Annotated in this window: 16 protein-coding genes; 6 read left to right on the top strand and 10 right to left on the bottom strand. The window is 53.6% G+C overall.

The window, feature by feature from the left end:
• Positions 1-23: 23 nt before the first annotated feature.
• From CWE14_RS02570 to waaA, 6 genes are read right to left on the bottom strand one after another with little or no spacing between them, the layout of a single operon-like run.
• Positions 24-2,096, bottom strand: a complete 2,073-nt coding sequence (locus CWE14_RS02570) for a M13 family metallopeptidase (protein WP_241972297.1) — start codon at positions 2,094-2,096, stop codon at positions 24-26.
• Between the two features lie 10 nt (positions 2,097-2,106).
• Positions 2,107-2,631: a YgjV family protein gene (locus CWE14_RS02565; protein WP_126797938.1), complete on the bottom strand. Its 525-nt coding sequence runs from the start codon at positions 2,629-2,631 to the stop codon at positions 2,107-2,109.
• A gap of 12 nt (positions 2,632-2,643) precedes the next feature.
• Positions 2,644-3,060, bottom strand: coding sequence for a hypothetical protein (locus CWE14_RS02560; RefSeq protein ID WP_126797937.1), 417 nt, complete (start codon positions 3,058-3,060; stop codon positions 2,644-2,646).
• A gap of 10 nt (positions 3,061-3,070) precedes the next feature.
• On the bottom strand, positions 3,071-3,595 hold the full coding sequence (locus CWE14_RS02555; RefSeq protein WP_241972296.1) for a DUF192 domain-containing protein: 525 nt from the start codon (positions 3,593-3,595) through the stop codon (positions 3,071-3,073).
• A complete protein-coding gene (locus CWE14_RS02550; protein WP_126797936.1) occupies positions 3,592-4,344 on the bottom strand; it encodes a 3-deoxy-D-manno-octulosonic acid kinase in 753 nt (250 codons plus the stop codon). Before CWE14_RS02550 ends, CWE14_RS02555 begins: the two co-directional genes overlap by 4 nt.
• The gene (gene waaA, locus CWE14_RS02545; RefSeq protein WP_157981768.1) at positions 4,341-5,690 is read right to left on the bottom strand and encodes a lipid IV(A) 3-deoxy-D-manno-octulosonic acid transferase; all 1,350 of its coding nucleotides are present in this window, start codon (positions 5,688-5,690) and stop codon (positions 4,341-4,343) included. Before waaA ends, CWE14_RS02550 begins: the two co-directional genes overlap by 4 nt.
• Before the next feature lie 123 nt (positions 5,691-5,813).
• On the opposite strand from waaA, the gene CWE14_RS02540 reads away from it, so the two are divergent.
• From CWE14_RS02540 to CWE14_RS02525, 4 genes are all read left to right on the top strand, one after another.
• Complete coding sequence (locus CWE14_RS02540; protein ID WP_126797934.1) at positions 5,814-6,722, top strand: gluconeogenesis factor YvcK family protein; 909 nt, start codon at positions 5,814-5,816, stop codon at positions 6,720-6,722.
• Positions 6,719-9,454, top strand: a complete 2,736-nt coding sequence (locus CWE14_RS02535) for a M14 family metallopeptidase (protein ID WP_126797933.1) — start codon at positions 6,719-6,721, stop codon at positions 9,452-9,454. Before CWE14_RS02540 ends, CWE14_RS02535 begins: the two co-directional genes overlap by 4 nt.
• Before the next feature lie 29 nt (positions 9,455-9,483).
• On the top strand, positions 9,484-11,502 hold the full coding sequence (locus tag CWE14_RS02530; protein ID WP_126797932.1) for a S9 family peptidase: 2,019 nt from the start codon (positions 9,484-9,486) through the stop codon (positions 11,500-11,502).
• A gap of 124 nt (positions 11,503-11,626) precedes the next feature.
• The gene (locus CWE14_RS02525) at positions 11,627-11,857 is read left to right on the top strand and encodes a ribbon-helix-helix domain-containing protein (protein WP_126797931.1); all 231 of its coding nucleotides are present in this window, start codon (positions 11,627-11,629) and stop codon (positions 11,855-11,857) included.
• 62 nt (positions 11,858-11,919) lie between these two features.
• Here the strand turns inward: CWE14_RS02525 and CWE14_RS02520 are convergent, their stop codons facing one another.
• On the bottom strand, positions 11,920-12,123 hold the full coding sequence (locus tag CWE14_RS02520) for a hypothetical protein (RefSeq protein WP_126797930.1): 204 nt from the start codon (positions 12,121-12,123) through the stop codon (positions 11,920-11,922).
• Positions 12,116-13,369, bottom strand: a complete 1,254-nt coding sequence (locus CWE14_RS02515) for a gluzincin family metallopeptidase (protein ID WP_126797929.1) — start codon at positions 13,367-13,369, stop codon at positions 12,116-12,118. Before CWE14_RS02515 ends, CWE14_RS02520 begins: the two co-directional genes overlap by 8 nt.
• Positions 13,370-13,604: 235 nt before the next feature.
• On the opposite strand from CWE14_RS02515, the gene CWE14_RS02510 reads away from it, so the two are divergent.
• Both CWE14_RS02510 and CWE14_RS14860 read left to right on the top strand, forming a co-directional pair.
• Entirely contained in the window at positions 13,605-13,829 is a 225-nt protein-coding gene (locus tag CWE14_RS02510; protein ID WP_126797928.1) for an addiction module protein, read from the top strand.
• Positions 13,826-14,152: a type II toxin-antitoxin system RelE/ParE family toxin gene (locus tag CWE14_RS14860; RefSeq protein ID WP_126797927.1), complete on the top strand. Its 327-nt coding sequence runs from the start codon at positions 13,826-13,828 to the stop codon at positions 14,150-14,152. The genes CWE14_RS02510 and CWE14_RS14860 overlap by 4 nt, the downstream gene beginning before the upstream one ends.
• Before the next feature lies 1 nt (position 14,153).
• Here the strand turns inward: CWE14_RS14860 and dcd are convergent, their stop codons facing one another.
• Both dcd and apbC read right to left on the bottom strand, forming a co-directional pair.
• Entirely contained in the window at positions 14,154-14,741 is a 588-nt protein-coding gene (dcd, locus tag CWE14_RS02500) for a dCTP deaminase (RefSeq protein WP_126797926.1), read from the bottom strand.
• A gap of 74 nt (positions 14,742-14,815) precedes the next feature.
• Positions 14,816-15,829: an iron-sulfur cluster carrier protein ApbC gene (gene apbC / locus CWE14_RS02495; protein WP_126797925.1), complete on the bottom strand. Its 1,014-nt coding sequence runs from the start codon at positions 15,827-15,829 to the stop codon at positions 14,816-14,818.
• Between the last annotated feature and the right edge of the window lie 50 nt (positions 15,830-15,879).

Genomic DNA, 15,879 nt, shown 5'->3' with positions numbered 1-15,879 from the left:
TAACTTGAGTACCTGCACTAAGACTACCAGATTTTTACCCGCACCTCTTCACCACGGTACATGTCATCGTCTTCGCTGACATCATAGGCTTCATAGAATTCCGGCATATTAGACAAGACCCCTAACACGCGGTACTTACCTGGCGAATGAGGGCCCTGCACCACCTGACGACGGAGGGCTTCATCGCGGAATTTAATCCGCCAGATCTGACCCCAGCCAGCAAAGAACCGCTGCTCGGCAGTCATGCCATCAATCTCAGGTCCGGCTTCACCATTCAGTGAGTTCTGGTAAGCGCGATAGGAAACCGTTAAGCCACCCAAATCAGCAATGTTCTCACCCAGTCCCAGAGCACCCTGCAGTTGCAGGTCGTCGATAGGGTTAAAGGCACTGTACTGATCGATCATCTGCTGAGCACGCTCGGTAAACTGGCTCTCGTCTTCCGCACTCCACCAGTCACGCAGGTTGCCCTCGCCATCTGAACGACGACCCTGGTCATCGAAACCATGAGTGATTTCGTGGCCAATAACGCCGCCAATGGCACCATAGTTAACCGCGTCATCGGCTTCGACATTGAAAAACGGCGGCTGCAGAATAGCGGCCGGAAACACTATCTCGTTCATGGTGGAGCGATAATAGGCGTTCACCGTTTGTGGCGTCATCCCCCAATCATCCGGGTCAACCTCTTCACCCAGACGGTCAATCATGCGCTGATATTCACACTGACTGCTGCGTTGCATGTTGCCGTACAGATCGTCGGCTACAATGTTGAGGCAGTCATAGTCACGCCACTTGCTCGGGTAACCAATTTTAGCAGTAAAGGTCGACAGCTTGGCCTGCGCTTCCTGCTTGGTCTCGTCGGTCATCCACTCAAGGTCATTAATGGCACCTTCAAACGCCACCATCAGGTTATCGATCATGTCCTGCATACGTTCGGCGGAGGCTTCCTGATAGTGGCGAGCGACATACTCTTCACCGACCATAAAACCAAGCGCGTTCTCGACCATTGAAACACCGCGTTTCTCGCGGTCACGCTGCTCTTCTAAGCCTTGTAACACCCGGCCATAAAAGTCGAAACTGGTGTCTGCAATTGCAGCCGGCAGGATCTCGGCAGACTGACGCAAGGTATGAAAACGCAGATAGGTTTGCCAGTCGGCCAGGTCTACGTCGTCATACATCGCCGCGAAATCAGCAAAATAGGTAGGCTGACGCATCACTACCTCGTTAATCTCGACCTCAGCGGCAACAAAGAAAGCGCTCCAGTCAAAGCCTGGCGCCTGCTCTGCCAGTTCATCCAGAGTCAGTTTGTTGTAGGTCGCCTGGCGGTCACGGTTTTGTACCCGGCTCCATTGTGACTGCGCTAGCTTGCTTTCCAGCGCAACAATGGTCTCAGCAGCCTGCTCGCCGCCTTCCCACTCAGCTGCCTCGTACAATGCCGCTATGAACTCCTTATACTGTTGCAGCAGTTGCTGATTGCTTTCGCTGTCGTTGACGTAGTAATCGCGGTCCGGCAAACCGAGACCGGCCTGACTGATACCCGTAATATACTGATCAGACTGCATCTGATCCTGGCCCACAAACAGCGCCACCGGAATACCAGCGCGGCTGCGTTGCTGCTGGCCCCAGAACGATGCCAACTGGTCATGGTTTTCAAGTTCGTTAATACGCGCCAGGGCGTCATCCAACGGGCTTAAACCACGCTCTTCAATTTGTTCTTCATTCAGGAATGAGCGATACAGATCGCCAATTTTTTGCGCATCGCTGCCTTCTTCTGCGTCCTGCTCAGCAAACTCTTTCACGATCGTCAGAACCTGCTGTTCAGCACGTTCGCGTAGTTCATCGAAACTTCCCCACCGTGCCCGATCCGCCGGAATTTCTGTACGCTCCAGCCACTGGCCATTGATATAGCGAAAGAAATTGTCCTGCGGGCGAACACTGGTATCCATATTCTCCAGTTCAACCCCGGAGGTCAGTTCACCGTATTCACTGCTAACTGTGCTGCTCTGCTCGTCGTTGTCCGTCGAAGCCGGCTCCGAACAGGCGGCTGTTCCCAGCGCCATTGCTACACTAAGTGCCAGTAAAGATGTGCGTTTGATCAAAATGAGTCCCCTATAATTTACGAGCGCTTTCTATGGCCTTGTGCCGACGCTCTTGATACATCTTGCTAAAAATACTGGTGAAGTTACTGATATTAAACAACACCCCAAAAACACTGCCCACCGCTACGCCGTAGATAAGCCCTAGACCTTCGGCGAGAATAAACCAGCGACGGATACTCTGCGCACTTTCCAGCACGATCGAGCCGACCGTAAAGACCAGCGAAGAGGCGTAGGCGATAAAAAGTAACGCGCTATTGCCGACAATAAACCACTCCCACAGGCAAAACACCACATTGAGCAGCACGAACAAATACAGAATCCAGCGCTGACGGTATTTCATCGCAACGATATTGCGCACCGCGCCTAACAACAGCGTTATGCCCGCGGCCATCGCCCCGAGCAGAAAAAAATGCCAGCTTAAAAACAGCAGTGCCAGCGCCGACACCAAGCGATATCGATTAACGGTATTCTGGCGGTAGCCAATGAAGTTAACGATCAGTGCCAGTGCACCGAACAAATGCAGTGCGTAATCCAAAGGTGTTTGCCCTTACTCTATGGCGTAGGTATTGTTTTGAAACTCGTAGTCAACCACCAGTCCGGACTGATTAAAGAGCACATTAAGAGCCTTCAGCCCTGCCTCCCCGCGGCGCTCGTTACGAAACTGATGCGAATAGTTCCAGTAAACCTCTTCACCACTGCGGGTTACCGAATGGGGCCGCCCAAACCAGTTGACGATTTGCCCGCTGTGAGTTCGTCCGCGAATAATAAGCCGATCCACATCGTCCTGTTGCAGAGTATCAAAGGATTGCCGTTGCCCGGTGGAGCCCCGGGCTGAGTCCCGCTGGCCAGGGATCTGGCTGGTAGCCGGGTCAGTCGGTGACTCATTCACCGAGCGCGTTGTCGTCGTACAGGCCGCAAGCAACAAGCATACTGTAAAAATCAGACCCGACTGTAGGGTGTTCATCGCATCCTCCTCACCAGCTATCCCACGGCGACTGCTGGCATTCCTGGTCATAGACATAATCACCGACCGCAATACCAAAATCAGCGAAGGCCCCGGCGTTTAATTCAAGCGCCGCACGTGCCGGTTGCTCGGATGGGTAACTGCGACACTGTGCAGGGTCGCCACTGCCACAAGGTTCCATGGTTTCAATCTGCAGGATCTCGCCGTCCGCTGCCAGATACGCAATATCCAGCGGCAGCAGAGTCTGATACATCCAGAACGCGCGACGTTCGCTAAACAGGTAATAAAACAACATACCGCCCCGCTCGTCTAACTCTGTGCGCTGCATCAGGCCACGGGCGCGGCTTGCAAAATCACGCGCCAGTTCAACCTTAACCATTTCTGTCTGCTCCTGATCGGGGCCCTGTTCCGGACTATAAAGGCACAGATCAATCTCTTGTACAGAGTCGGTTTCCGGGCTGGCTGAACAGGCCAGACTACCGCCCAGGCCCAACACTATTACACTCGCCAGGCTTATACGTTGTGTCGAATTCACTGTGCTGTCTCCCCAGCTTGCTGATAGCCGCTCATCAGCGCCTGCCAGTCAGTTTCAGTAAACGCAAAGTTTTCAATGCGTTGCTGTTCTTTATGCAGCGAGCGGAGTAACCGTTGCAGGTTCTGGCTTTTCCACTGCTCGTTATATGTCGTGTTCTGTTGCTTAGACTCTGTCACCCGGTGGCACTTATCAAAATCAATCAACCACACCCGCACCTCTGTGTCGTTGTCAGCCGGATCTGCCAGCAAAATATTATGGCAATTCAGATCAGAGTGAAAAACCTGCTGCCGGTGAAGCGCGGCAACAGCGCGTCCAACCTGCGCCCAGCCAGCTTCAGACAAAGGCTTTTGCGACAGATAAGCAAACAGATCAGAGTCACAGGGCAAACGCTCGATCAGAATATCGGCGCGGTAAAACAACCCTTTGCTCTGCACCAGCGCCGCAATCGGACGTGGCACCGGCAACCCCTGCCCGTGCATCCAGTCTAGCAGTTCAAACTCAGCCACACTGCGTTTTACACCAGTGCGCAGAAACCAGTCGCGATTCACCTTACCGACCATGCCACCACGGTAATAATGGCGCAACACCATAGGTAAGTCACTTAACTCGTTGTCAGCGGCAATAAAGTAGGCCAGGTTACGACCACCAGCCGAGCCGCTGAGCATGCCCTGCTGTTGCCAGTATGTCATCTCAAAGTGCGCTGCTTTGGCCGGCGCTTTTAGCAATGTCTTGTTCTCAACGATACTCATTGTGCAGGGTCCTTTTGCGCGCGTTTCTTACCTGGCTCAGACCGCGCTAACAGCTCGGTTAACGCCGCCAGGCTGCGCTCGGTGGCCCCACGATGGCGGGCAAACAGTTGTTGTGCCTGCGCGCCCAAACGCTGCGCCGTGGCCGGTTCCACCAGTAAACCTAACCATGTGTCGTGCAGGCTTTGGGTGTCATCGACCCAACGTACAGCCTGACGCGCATCGAGTTGACTATAGACGTCGGCAAAATTAAACACATGTCGCCCCGAAACAATGGGTAAACCAAAGGCCATTGCCTCGAGCGGGTTATGTCCGCCGCGTTCAATCAAGCTGCCGCCAATGGTGGCAATGGTCGAAACTCCAAACCAGAGCAGCATTTCGCCCATGCTATCGGCCAGCAGTACCTGAGTATCGGCGGCCAGTGGTTGCTGGTCGCTACGTCGCTGCATACGCAGGCCACTGTCGGCAACCAGTCGCGCCACCTCATCAAAACGTTCCTGATGCCGTGGAACCAGAATCAGCAAGCTATCAGGCCGTGCCTGCAGCGTTTGCTTAAAGGCATCCAGCGCCATGCGCTCTTCACCTTCGTGAGTACTGCCCACGGTAATCACCTGACGCCCGCCAAGTTGTGGTTTGAATTCGGCAACAGCGGCCTGTACCGCCTGACTGATCTGCACATCAAACTTAATATTGCCCAGTGTCTGTACCCGCTCCGGCTGACAACCCAATGCTTTAAAGCGTTCGCTGCTGTCTTCATTCTGCGCTATGACCAGGCTCAATGCCTGCCACACAGGTTTCATCAGTACCCGCGCTTTGTGGTAGCCGCGCGCTGAACGCTCCGACATTCGTGCATTGGCCAGCGCTAGCGGAATCCCATGCTGATGGCATTGCACGACCAGATTAGGCCACAACTCAGTTTCCAGAATAACAAAGCCGCGCGGTTGTACCCGCGACAGAAAGCGGCGCACCGCTAAGGGTGTGTCAAACGGCAGGTAGCAATGGTAAACCCGCTCGCCATACCAACGTTGCACCAGCTCCGAGCCCGTCGGCGTGGTGCAGGTCACGGTTACAGGTTGCTGTGGATTCAGACTCAGGCAGAGGTCAATCAATGGCTTTGCCGCCATTAACTCGCCCACCGAAACACAATGGAAAACCCAACTGCCACGAGCGCTTTGCGGAACCTTTTGCCAGCATCCGCGCTCTGACCAACGTTGACGGTAGCCCGGGTTATTGCGCCCGTGCCACCACAAATACAGGTAGATAAAAGGTAAGGCAAAGCTAAGCAGGATGCTGTACAGGGCGCGTAGCCATCCGCCTGGGATACGTCCTGATCTGGGTTGTGACTTCACTAACAACTCTCTTTTTATTGATAAAAGGCCGGCTGCTGCCGATACACCTCGTTAACTGCCTATGATGCCAAAGGCCGCCGCGCAATTCTATGCATGGGCCCCGGAAAAAAGTACAATGACATTATGCATATTCAACAACTTCGAAAAGTAACAGCGATTGGTGGTGGCCACGGGCTTGGCCGTTTGATGTCAACGCTGTCCTTTCTTCGCCACCGCCTTATCGGCGTGGTCGCGACCACCGACAACGGTGGCGCCACGGGTTTATTACGTCAGGCACATAAATGTATTGCCTGGGGTGATATCCGTAACTGCTTATCGCAGCTCTCCAATCAACCGCTGGCCGCCGAGGTACTGAGTTATCGCTTTAATTCAGACTCCTCACTGCATGGCCATAACTTTGGCAACCTGCTGCTTTATACCCTGGACGAACTGAGTGCGCGCCCGTTAGACGGTATTCAGCTACTCAGCCGCCTATTAAAAGTCGACTGCCGGGTGTTGCCAATGAGCGAAGCACCCACCGATTTAATTGCCGCCACCAACGAGCAGTTTGACTGCCATGGTGAGATCAGCGTCGATGATCTGCCGCGCATGCCAACCCGGTTGCAACTCTCGCCTCAGGTTAAAGCAACCCCCGAAGTACTGCGCCATATTCTGCACAGCGACCTGATTATCATTGGCCCCGGCAGCTTTTTAACCTCGGTGATGCCACCGCTGCTGGTCGGAGAAATTACGCGAGCTATCGCTGAAACCCCCGCAAAGGTGATTTTTATTGATAATCTGCTGGCAGAGTACAGTCCGGCTGGTCAACTCAGCCTCGACGACAAATTGCAGTGGATGAGCAATCAACTGGGGCTCAACCCGGTCGATTTAATTATCAGTAACAAGCCGCAGGGCTACCATGGCATGCTTCCAATTATTACCGGGGTTGAAGCCGAACCAGGTATGCCACATCGGCATCAGCCAGACAGTTTACTGCAAGCACTTGAAAAGGCATTAGCCCAATTATCAAAATTAAAAAGGACAGCCGTATGACACCTCGTGCCCGTTGCACTTCAAAGCCCTTAGCATCCCCTCTGAAACAAACGCTTTCTCCGCTCAAAAAAACTTTACTAAGCACCTGTCTGCTGGCTGGCACCGCCGCCATCAGCAGCGCGGCAGCGCAGACCCTGCCGGTATTTCCGGACTCCGATTACAGCGATCAGGTCGCCACCGTTGAAGACATTCTCGGCTACCCGTTAGCCAGTAAGGTTTCCACCCCTGAAGCCATTCAGCGCTATTATCAACACCTTGCCGAACAGCATCCGGATCGCATTCGCCTACTGCCCTACGCGACCAGCTGGGAAGGTCGCCAGTTGTTCTATGTGGTAATTTCCAGCGCCGAAAACCTGGGTCAGCTTGACCAGTTTGAAAGCAATATGCGCCAACTGGCCGACCCACGCCAGTTAAACGATAACGACGCAGAGTCGTTGATTGAGCAGACCCCTGCCTCGATCTGGATCGCCAACAGCGTGCATGGCAATGAAATCAGCCCGGCCGAAGCCTCAATGGCAACCGCCTACCATTTACTCGCCGATCAGAGTGAGCGAACCGCCTCGCTGCTTGACGAGACCCTGATTTACATTGACCCAATGCAGAACCCCGACGGCCGTGCCCGCTTTGTCAGCCGCTATTACGCCACCGTTGGCCTGAACCCGTCGACCGACCGTATTTCCGCAGAACATAACGAACCCTGGCCGAACGGCCGTACCAACCATTACCTGTTCGATATGAACCGTGACTGGCTGGCATTAACCCAGCCGGAAACCCGTGGTCGTATCGACGCCCTGTTAAACAGCTACCCGCTGATTTTTATTGATTCACACGAAATGGGTGGCGATCTACCTTACTATTTCAGCCCCGAAGCACATCCGTTCAATCCGCATATTACCGAGCCTCAACGCGAAGTGTTGGAGTGGGTTGGGCGCAGCAATGCGGGCTGGTTTGACGATTTCGGTTACGACTATTTCACCCGCGAGATTTTCGATGCCTTTTACCCCGGTTACGGAGCCAGCTGGCCGCTGTACCAGGGGGCTATTTCGATGACCTATGAAATGGGCTCTGCCCGCGGTCATCATTTCCGCACCCGTGACGGCGAAGTCCTGACCTATGGCGATGGCGTGCAACAGAACTTCGTTGCCTTTATGTCGAGCATCGAGCTGGCGGCTGAACGCGGCGATGAACTGCAACAACGTTTCTATCAGTATCGCAAAAATGCCATTGAACAAGGCAGCCGTGGTGACGTACGCAGCTATGTATTCCCGGCTACCCGCGATGCCGCCGGCCATCAAAAGCTGGCTGCTGTATTAAGCGAACAAGGCATTGAGGTGCAGGTTGCCGATGAAGGTTTCAGCGCCTGCGGCACTGACTATCAGGCCGGTGCTTATATCGTCAATGCGGCGCAACCTACTTACCATCTGATCCGCACCCTGCTGGATGAGCATGTGCCGATGGATGAAGACTTTATTGAAGAACAGGAACGACTGCGGGCCAACAACCTGCCAGACCAAATTTACGATGTCACAGCCTGGTCACTGCCATTAATGTTCAACCTCGATGTCGAAGCCTGTGCAAGCGCACCGCGTGTTGCCAGCACCACCTTTAGCGGTGAACGCATCGCCGCAGGCTCGGTGGAAAACCCGGATGCTGAATATGGCTATATCGTGCCCTGGGGCGATATGAATGCTGTTCGTTTCCTCTCGGCAGCAATCCAGCAGGGCTTGCGCGTACGCTCCAGTGATCTTGAGTTTATTCATGACAGCAAGGCACGCTTCCCCTCGGGTAGCCTGGTGCTGAGCCGTGCTGGTAACCCGGATGATCTGACTGAGGTCGTCACTCAACTGGCCAGTGACACCGGCGCTGAAGTCACCGGCATTGATTCAAGCTGGATGCGGCGCGGCCCGAATGTGGGCTCTGCCAACGTCAAAACTATGCACGCACCCAACATTGCCATGGCCTGGGACGAACCTACGAATGTACTCAGCGCCGGTAGCACCCGTTTCGTGATTGAGCGTGAAGGCAACTACCCGGTCACCGCTATTCGCCCTGCCCAGCTGCGCAGCGCCGATTTAAGCCGCTATCAGGTACTGATCCTGCCGGCCACTGCTTCAGGGGACTACACCCAGGCATTTGGCGAACAAGGCAGTGAGCACATTCGCCGCTGGGTAGACAACGGCGGTGTCCTTATCACTCTGGGTAACGCCACCCGCTTTGTAGTAGACGGTGAAAACCCAATGCTCAACTCGGCGGTTGAAAACAAAGTTCAGCCGGAAGAAGTGGCACGAATCAATCGTGATACCGCCGAACTGATTACCAATGACGCTCAGCTCAACCACCGCATTCAGGATCACGAAGCAGCACCAGACTGGGTCTCTGGGGTACTGGCCCGGGTTAATGTCGATCAAGAACATTGGCTGACCGCCGGAGTGCCTGAACAGGTGCATAGTTTGTTTGTCGGCCGCGATATTTATAGCCCGCTAACCATCAATCATGGCCGCAACGTGGCTTATTTTGCAGGCCCCGATGAGGTCCTGGCCAGTGGCTACCTGTGGCAAGAGAACCGCGAACAAATCGCCTACAAACCCTTAGTAATGGTGCAGCCTCAGGGCCGCGGAATGGTCATCAGTTTCACGCAGGAACCGAACTATCGCGCTTACATGGACGGTATGCAGGTGTTGCTGTTTAACGCCATTTTCCGCGGCGCCGCCCACGCGCAGCCAACGCGTTAGACGCTGTAACTAACTCAAGGATAGTAGTGATGAAATACATGGTAAGTCTCTCGGTTGCGGGTCTGGCGCTACTTAGCACCAGTTGTGTCCAGGGCAGCGAAGCTGAAGGTCGCGCGATCAGCGCCGACGACTATTACGATATGGTCCAGCTAAGTGGTCCGCAATTGTCACCGGACGGGCGCCATACGGCGCTTATTCAGCGTGTGGTTAAAGGCGACAAGCGCGGCTGGCACTCCAACCTGTGGCTGGTCGACAACAGTGGCGATGAAGCACCACGCCAGTTTACCTTCAGCAATGTCGACTACGGCGTGCGCTGGAGCCCAGACGGCGGAACCTTGTTACTTAATAGTGGCCGTGGCGACAACGGCGGCTTGTACACCCTGCGTCTCGCCGGTGGTGAAGCGCGCCCGCTGCTAAGCCTGGAGCAAGGCAGCATTGGTGATTACCAGTGGGCACCCGACGGTGAGCATGTGCTACTCAGCATCAGCCTTGAACCTGAGGTTGACGGCCCGCGTACTGAAGCCGATGACGAAACTGATAACGACACCGCGGATGTTGAGGAAGCGCGCCACGCAGTTTACAAAGCGCAGGGGCGCTACCTCGATGACAGCCAGCAAAGTCTGTGGCTGTATAGTATTGCAGATGACAAACTGAGTCCGCTCACTCAGCAAAGCGGTTTTGACGAAGGTGATGCGCAGTTCTCACCGGACGGCGGACACATAGCCTTCACCTCCAACCGCGATCCGGAGCACCGCGAAGGTGTGTATTCGCAGTCACTGTTTGTGCTGGCGCTGGATGCTGCTGATGGCTCGGAGGCTTTAGAAGCACAACTGCAAACCCCATCAGGCGTTGCCCGTTCACCGCGCTGGCTGGATGCCAATACGCTGGTCTACCTGCATAGCGCCGAGCCCTACGCCCCGACCTCGTTGCGCAGCATTACCCTTGATGGCAACAGCGAGGTGTTAGTTGAACAGCTGGAGCTAATGCCGTCCAACCTTGAGGTGGTTAATGGCGAACTCTGGTTCACCGCGATGAACCATGGCTCTACCACCCTGCACCGTTTTGATCCGCAAAGTGGTGAGTTTTCGACCATTGCTGGTGAAGGCTACAGCCTCAGCCAGTTGAGTATCAATCAGCACGGCGCAGCGTACGTTAAAGAGAATGAGCAGACCTTGCCTGAGCTGTATTTTAATCCGCTGACTGACGCTGCTTCAGCCACCCGCCTGACCGCCTTTAACCAGGCATTACAGGACGAACTTGCATTGGGCGCTTACCAAAGCTTTCATGTCAGCGACGATGCAGGCTTTTCAGCACAGGGCTTTTTCCTCGAACCCTTAAACCGTGCCGATGGCGAGCAATACCCGCTGATCTTAAATATCAAAGGTGGCCCGGGTGGCATGTGGGGCCATCAGTTTATGCAGGAAATGCAGCTCATGGCAGCGCGCGGCTATGCGGTGGTGTTCGTTAATTACCGCGGTAGCTCAGGCTACGGCCAGGACTTTAGTGACCAGGTACGCCTCGATTATGGCGGCGCCGACTACCGTGACAATATGCTGGCGTTAGAACACGTGCTGGACACCTATGACTGGATAGACGCAGATCGCCTGTTCGTTACCGGCGGCAGCCATGGTGGCTTCCTTACTAACTGGATCACCACCCAGACCGACCGTTTCAAGGCCGCAGTGACCCAACGGAGTGTCAGTAACTGGCTGTCAGAAGCTGGCACACAAGCGTTCCCTCCGGCCTCCATGCAGGTCGAGTTTGGCGGCACCATTTGGCAGAACTACGACTATTACTGGGATCGGTCACCATTAAAATATGCCGACCGCGTCACCACCCCTACGCTAATTATTCACAGCACCGATGACCACATCACCCCCATCGGCCAGGGCGAAGAATGGTTCTATGCCCTTAAAGCCAACGGCGTCGACACCGAAATGGCAGTATTCCAGAACGAAGGTCACGGCCTCTCGCGCAACGGGGCCCCAATCAACCTGGTTGAACGCCTCAACCGCATCATCGACTGGTTCGATCGCTACGACGATTGATTGCAGTTTAGATGCAAAAACGGCCCCATTCGGGGCCGTTTTTATATGCTCCAGGTAGTATGTTCGCCTAATCTCCAGAGCTGGTGTAATATTACACTAGGATGCAACAAATTGTGGAGTCATCATGCCTCGACAAAGTATCACTCTGACCACAGGAAATGACACTTGGCTAAAAGAGCAGGTTGAGAACGTCGGCGACTATGCGAACAAGAGCGAATTAGTTAACGACTTAATTCGCAGTGCCCGACGTGCTGAAGCGATTAATGCAAAATTGACGGTGGCAGAACAAAGTGGCTTTGTAGAGCAGTCTGCCGATGAGATGCTTACCGAATTCAAATCAGAACTGAAGCGCTAACCTTTGGCCAGCTATAAGCTATCCGCGATAGTCCAACTGAATGACGTCAGGTTTAGCCTGCCTTAGGTTTTCGAGGCTTGTGGCCCTAACCGAGTCTTACCTGTTATCCACCAAACTACATAAAAAACAGCAACAAAAAGCGCCAAATCAAGAAGGAAATCCTTCAGAACAAATGGGTCAGTCAGGACATTATGATAAACCCCCGTCACCTGCGAAATAATGGTGTAGACGACGACCGCTATCAAACAGCGAAAAAAGTTATTCATTTAGATCTCCTGTTGCCAGCTGGTCCTCAAACCAGGCTGCAGTCTCTGAGTTGGTTAATGAGGTGAGTAAATCAAGTAAGTCTGTGGTTTCTGTAATGTCGCTTGTCATGTAGTTAGCAATAAACTGATCGAACGTCTGCGCCCCCACTCTATCTTCCAGCTGCAGCAGCTTCAACGGCCCTAATCCGTAGTTCACCCGATGCGAGGCGCGTTGCTGCACATCTTCACGCCAGACGAATTCGGTGCCGTCAGCTCTTTCCTGCCAGCTTTGCTTAAGTGATTGATAGGCGTCGTCACCAAACTGAGATTGAATCTCACGGGCGCCAATCAGCTCTGCAAATGACTCCGGTATCCAGTAGTCATGCGACATCACGTTACCAATCGCGGTCCAGTTATGCGCCAGTTCATGACATACCAACTGATAGCCAAAAGGCGGTCGCTGCACATTGTTGCTGTTAATCGATAAGAAGTTAGCCCGGGCGAAACTTGGTCCCTGACGCTGCAAAAGCACCAGCGAGGCTGAATCTAACGGCTTGTTCTGACCAAATTTCTCGTTCAGCGAGGCGAGACAAGTCGCCCCAACCGAAGAAAGCTCGGAGGCCAGCTGCGTATTGGCGTCGTCGTAGATGACCGAAAACCCGTTTTCTTCCAGCACATTGTCGTTCTGCGTGGCAAAGAAAGCCACATCAAGCTGAGGCGATGCACTTTCCAATACTACCCGGCTTTCTTCTCTGCTTGTCGATCCAGGTGCATACACCCGCCAGGAATCGTCCAGCTGAATACTGACTGTGCCCTGCATTGGCGTAGCCAAATTGGCAAATATAGGATGCCAGGCTGAATCAATCGTCAGGTGAATTCGCTCACCCGACACTTCATTGCCGTGGCCATCTTCAACATTGATCTCGCCTGAATACGTAAAGTTAACCCTGTGCGTGTCGTAACCAGATTTGAATTCCAGTACATGCTCGTTCCAGGGCGGAATCTGCGCGGACGCCCCGCTTGAATGACTGGACAACGTTTCGCCTTCCACAGAGGCAACGTCAAAGCTGCCATTGAGAAACAAAGTGATCTGATTGTTCTCGATAACTTCTTTAGGGATCGTGAGCGACAGCTCCACATCCACCTGACTGGTTGTGTGATTGAAACTTACATCAGTTACGTAGGCTGGTTCTTGGGCGTAAAGCACGCCTGAGGCAAGGGCTAATGCAATAGCTGTGGCATTGGCGCCGAGGTAAGCGTTGTTCATGGCATCCATTCCGATGTTAATTTATGGTTATAAATTAACATTATCCTAAATCAAATTGCACATACCACGCAACTCCCACGCTCACATAGGTCAGGCGCAGCACTGACTCAATGCAATGGTTAAGGGCAGGTGAAATCTTTCCTAGTAAAGTCCGCAATACCGCACAATAAGGAATATGGTCATGTCATAGAATTAATGCCAAGATTACAGTGTCAATGCAAAATCAGGAAAAATCATGAAGCTTAAGCAAATAGAGAAAGAAGCTTTGCAGCTTAGCGCTGAGGAGCGAGCTCAGTTAGTGCGGCATTTAATCGCAAGCCTGACTCCTTCACAGCAAAATGAGGCTTGGTCTGACGTATTGGCCACAGCCCAATCTCGCGCTCACCAGATTGATTCAGGTGAGGTTGAAACTGTGGCGTACTCGAGTGTTATGGAAAAAGCACGGACCATGATTCGGTGAGAGTTCAACTCAATGTTGAGCTCCACCCTGATGCTGAAGCTGAGCTTTATAAATGCATTAGATATTATGATTCTCAAGTTCGAGGTTTAGGAGCAAAATTTCTTAATGCTTTTGACTCGGTTGGTCAGCGAATATCCACCTTCCCAAAATCAAATGCCATTATATTAAAGCCCGATATTCGTAAGGCAAGTTTGAGCATATTTCCTACCTCAGTTATCTACCGAATCACACCAAATAACATAGAAATACTAGCCATTACGCACACACGCCGTAAGCCGTTTTATTGGATTGCCAGAAAACCCCAAAGGTCAGGCGGAGTCTGACCTACGAGCCGTCGGCGCTGATGCGGCTGGCGACGGCGCCGCGCTGGTCTTTGTATTTGGCGTCTTTGCGGGCGCTGTAGGGGCGTTCGCATGGTTCGCTTAGGGTTTCGAAGCTGAGTGCGCCGATTTTCATCAACGGCCGCAATGCCAATGGCAGTTTGCCGCTGTTGAACAGCTCGAGCACGATTTGCCCTGACCAGCCCGGATCAATGCGGTGCGCGGTTACGTGCACCATCAGGCCTAAACGGGCCAATGACGAGCGGCCGTCGAGCCAGCCGACCATATCCGCAGGCAGCGTCACCGACTCATGGGTCACGGCGATGGCAAACTCACCCGGATGAATAAAGAACTGGTCTTTCTCAGTGAGGATAATCTCGTCGCCGGTTACCCGGTCAATGGCGTTATTAATTTCATCGCGCGTGCCACTTAAATCAATGTAAGCCGCCGCATGATCCTGCAATACCCGAAACTCGTTGCCGAGATGAATATCCACCGTCACCCCACTGATGTTGCGGCTCTCGGGCACAGGCTCAATGGCAATGGTGCCCTTGGCAAGTTCTTGTTCTATTTGGGCATCGGTTAATCGCATATCTGAAGTGCTCTCCGGTGGTTTTAAACTCTAATTGTTCTTTGTTTGCTGTCTGTTGCAGCAGCGCATGCGCCCTACTCTGGCGCCTCGTGCAACAGCTCCCATGCGCTACTCGCCATCAGCTGTGCGCTGCGCATAATACGTTCATTGTAGGGATGCTCCGGTTGATGGTACACCAGCGGCTCGCCCTCATCCATACTAAGGCGCAATGCCTTTAACAACGGCCACTGGCCAAGCAAAGGCACCGACTGTTCGCTGGCCACCATGGCGCCGCCGTCATGGCCAAAAATATCATCCAGCTTGCCGCAGGCACTGCACTCAAAGCCGCTCATGTTCTCAAGCACACCAAGAATCGGTACATCCACTTTGCGGAACATCGCAATGCCCTTTTCCGCGTCGTTCAGTGCCACCGTTTGCGGTGTGGTCACCACCACAGCGCCGGTCAGTGGTAGTTTTTGCGCCAGAGTCAGCTGCACGTCGCCGGTCCCCGGCGGTAAATCAATCAGCAGGTAATCAAGTTCCTGCCACTGGGTGTCGTTATAAAGCTGCTGCAGCGCACCGCTTGCCATGGGCCCACGCCATACTGTCGCGTCTTTCGCATCCACCAAATACCCCAGCGAATTGACCTGCATATCAAAGCGCTGCAGCGGCAGCATTTTACGGTTCGGGGTAAAGGTAAGTTTCGCGTCCTGGTTCCCCAGCATGGTTGGCAGCGACGGACCATAAATATCCGCATCCAGAATACCCACCCGGGCACCAGTACGGGCCAGAGCCAGTGCTAAGTTAACGCAAACCGAGGATTTACCCACGCCGCCTTTACCTGAGGCTATCGCAATTACGTTCCTTGCCGCCGACGCCTGCCCAGCCCCTTTGCTTTGCGGCAAGGCTTCGACCGCGGTGGTGATGGTCCAGTCATACTGGTTTAACTCGGTATCATCCGCAATTAGGCGCCTCGCTTCAGGCTCTGCGGCAAACGGTAAGGTCAGCGCAATGCTGTCCCCGTCGACCTGCAACCACTCTGGTAAGAAACCCTGACTAAATATTTCGCTGCGTAACGCGCCACAGTGCGCTTTCAGTGCATCTGACATAGCAACCCCTGCTGAATTTCGATAAGATGTCGCCTATCGAAACGAACCTA

It is taken from the genome of Aliidiomarina soli, from assembly GCF_003986975.1.
Classification (GTDB): domain Bacteria; phylum Pseudomonadota; class Gammaproteobacteria; order Enterobacterales; family Alteromonadaceae; genus Aliidiomarina; species Aliidiomarina soli.
Note: the sequence above shows the minus strand (reverse complement) of the source record. Positions and strands in the feature narration are given on the sequence as shown.

Coding starts and splice junctions, on each gene's coding strand:
- apbC (WP_126797925.1), bottom strand. CDS start 15,829: ATGTCAGATGCACTGAAAGCGCACTGTGGCGCGTTACGCAGCGAAATA.
- CWE14_RS02550 (WP_126797936.1), bottom strand. CDS start 4,344: ATGAGTATCGTTGAGAACAAGACATTGCTAAAAGCGCCGGCCAAAGCA.
- CWE14_RS02530 (WP_126797932.1), top strand. CDS start 9,484: ATGAAATACATGGTAAGTCTCTCGGTTGCGGGTCTGGCGCTACTTAGC.
- CWE14_RS02515 (WP_126797929.1), bottom strand. CDS start 13,369: ATGAACAACGCTTACCTCGGCGCCAATGCCACAGCTATTGCATTAGCC.
- CWE14_RS02560 (WP_126797937.1), bottom strand. CDS start 3,060: ATGAACACCCTACAGTCGGGTCTGATTTTTACAGTATGCTTGTTGCTT.
- CWE14_RS02525 (WP_126797931.1), top strand. CDS start 11,627: ATGCCTCGACAAAGTATCACTCTGACCACAGGAAATGACACTTGGCTA.
- CWE14_RS02540 (WP_126797934.1), top strand. CDS start 5,814: ATGCATATTCAACAACTTCGAAAAGTAACAGCGATTGGTGGTGGCCAC.
- CWE14_RS02510 (WP_126797928.1), top strand. CDS start 13,605: ATGAAGCTTAAGCAAATAGAGAAAGAAGCTTTGCAGCTTAGCGCTGAG.
- CWE14_RS02520 (WP_126797930.1), bottom strand. CDS start 12,123: ATGAATAACTTTTTTCGCTGTTTGATAGCGGTCGTCGTCTACACCATT.
- CWE14_RS02535 (WP_126797933.1), top strand. CDS start 6,719: ATGACACCTCGTGCCCGTTGCACTTCAAAGCCCTTAGCATCCCCTCTG.
- dcd (WP_126797926.1), bottom strand. CDS start 14,741: ATGCGATTAACCGATGCCCAAATAGAACAAGAACTTGCCAAGGGCACC.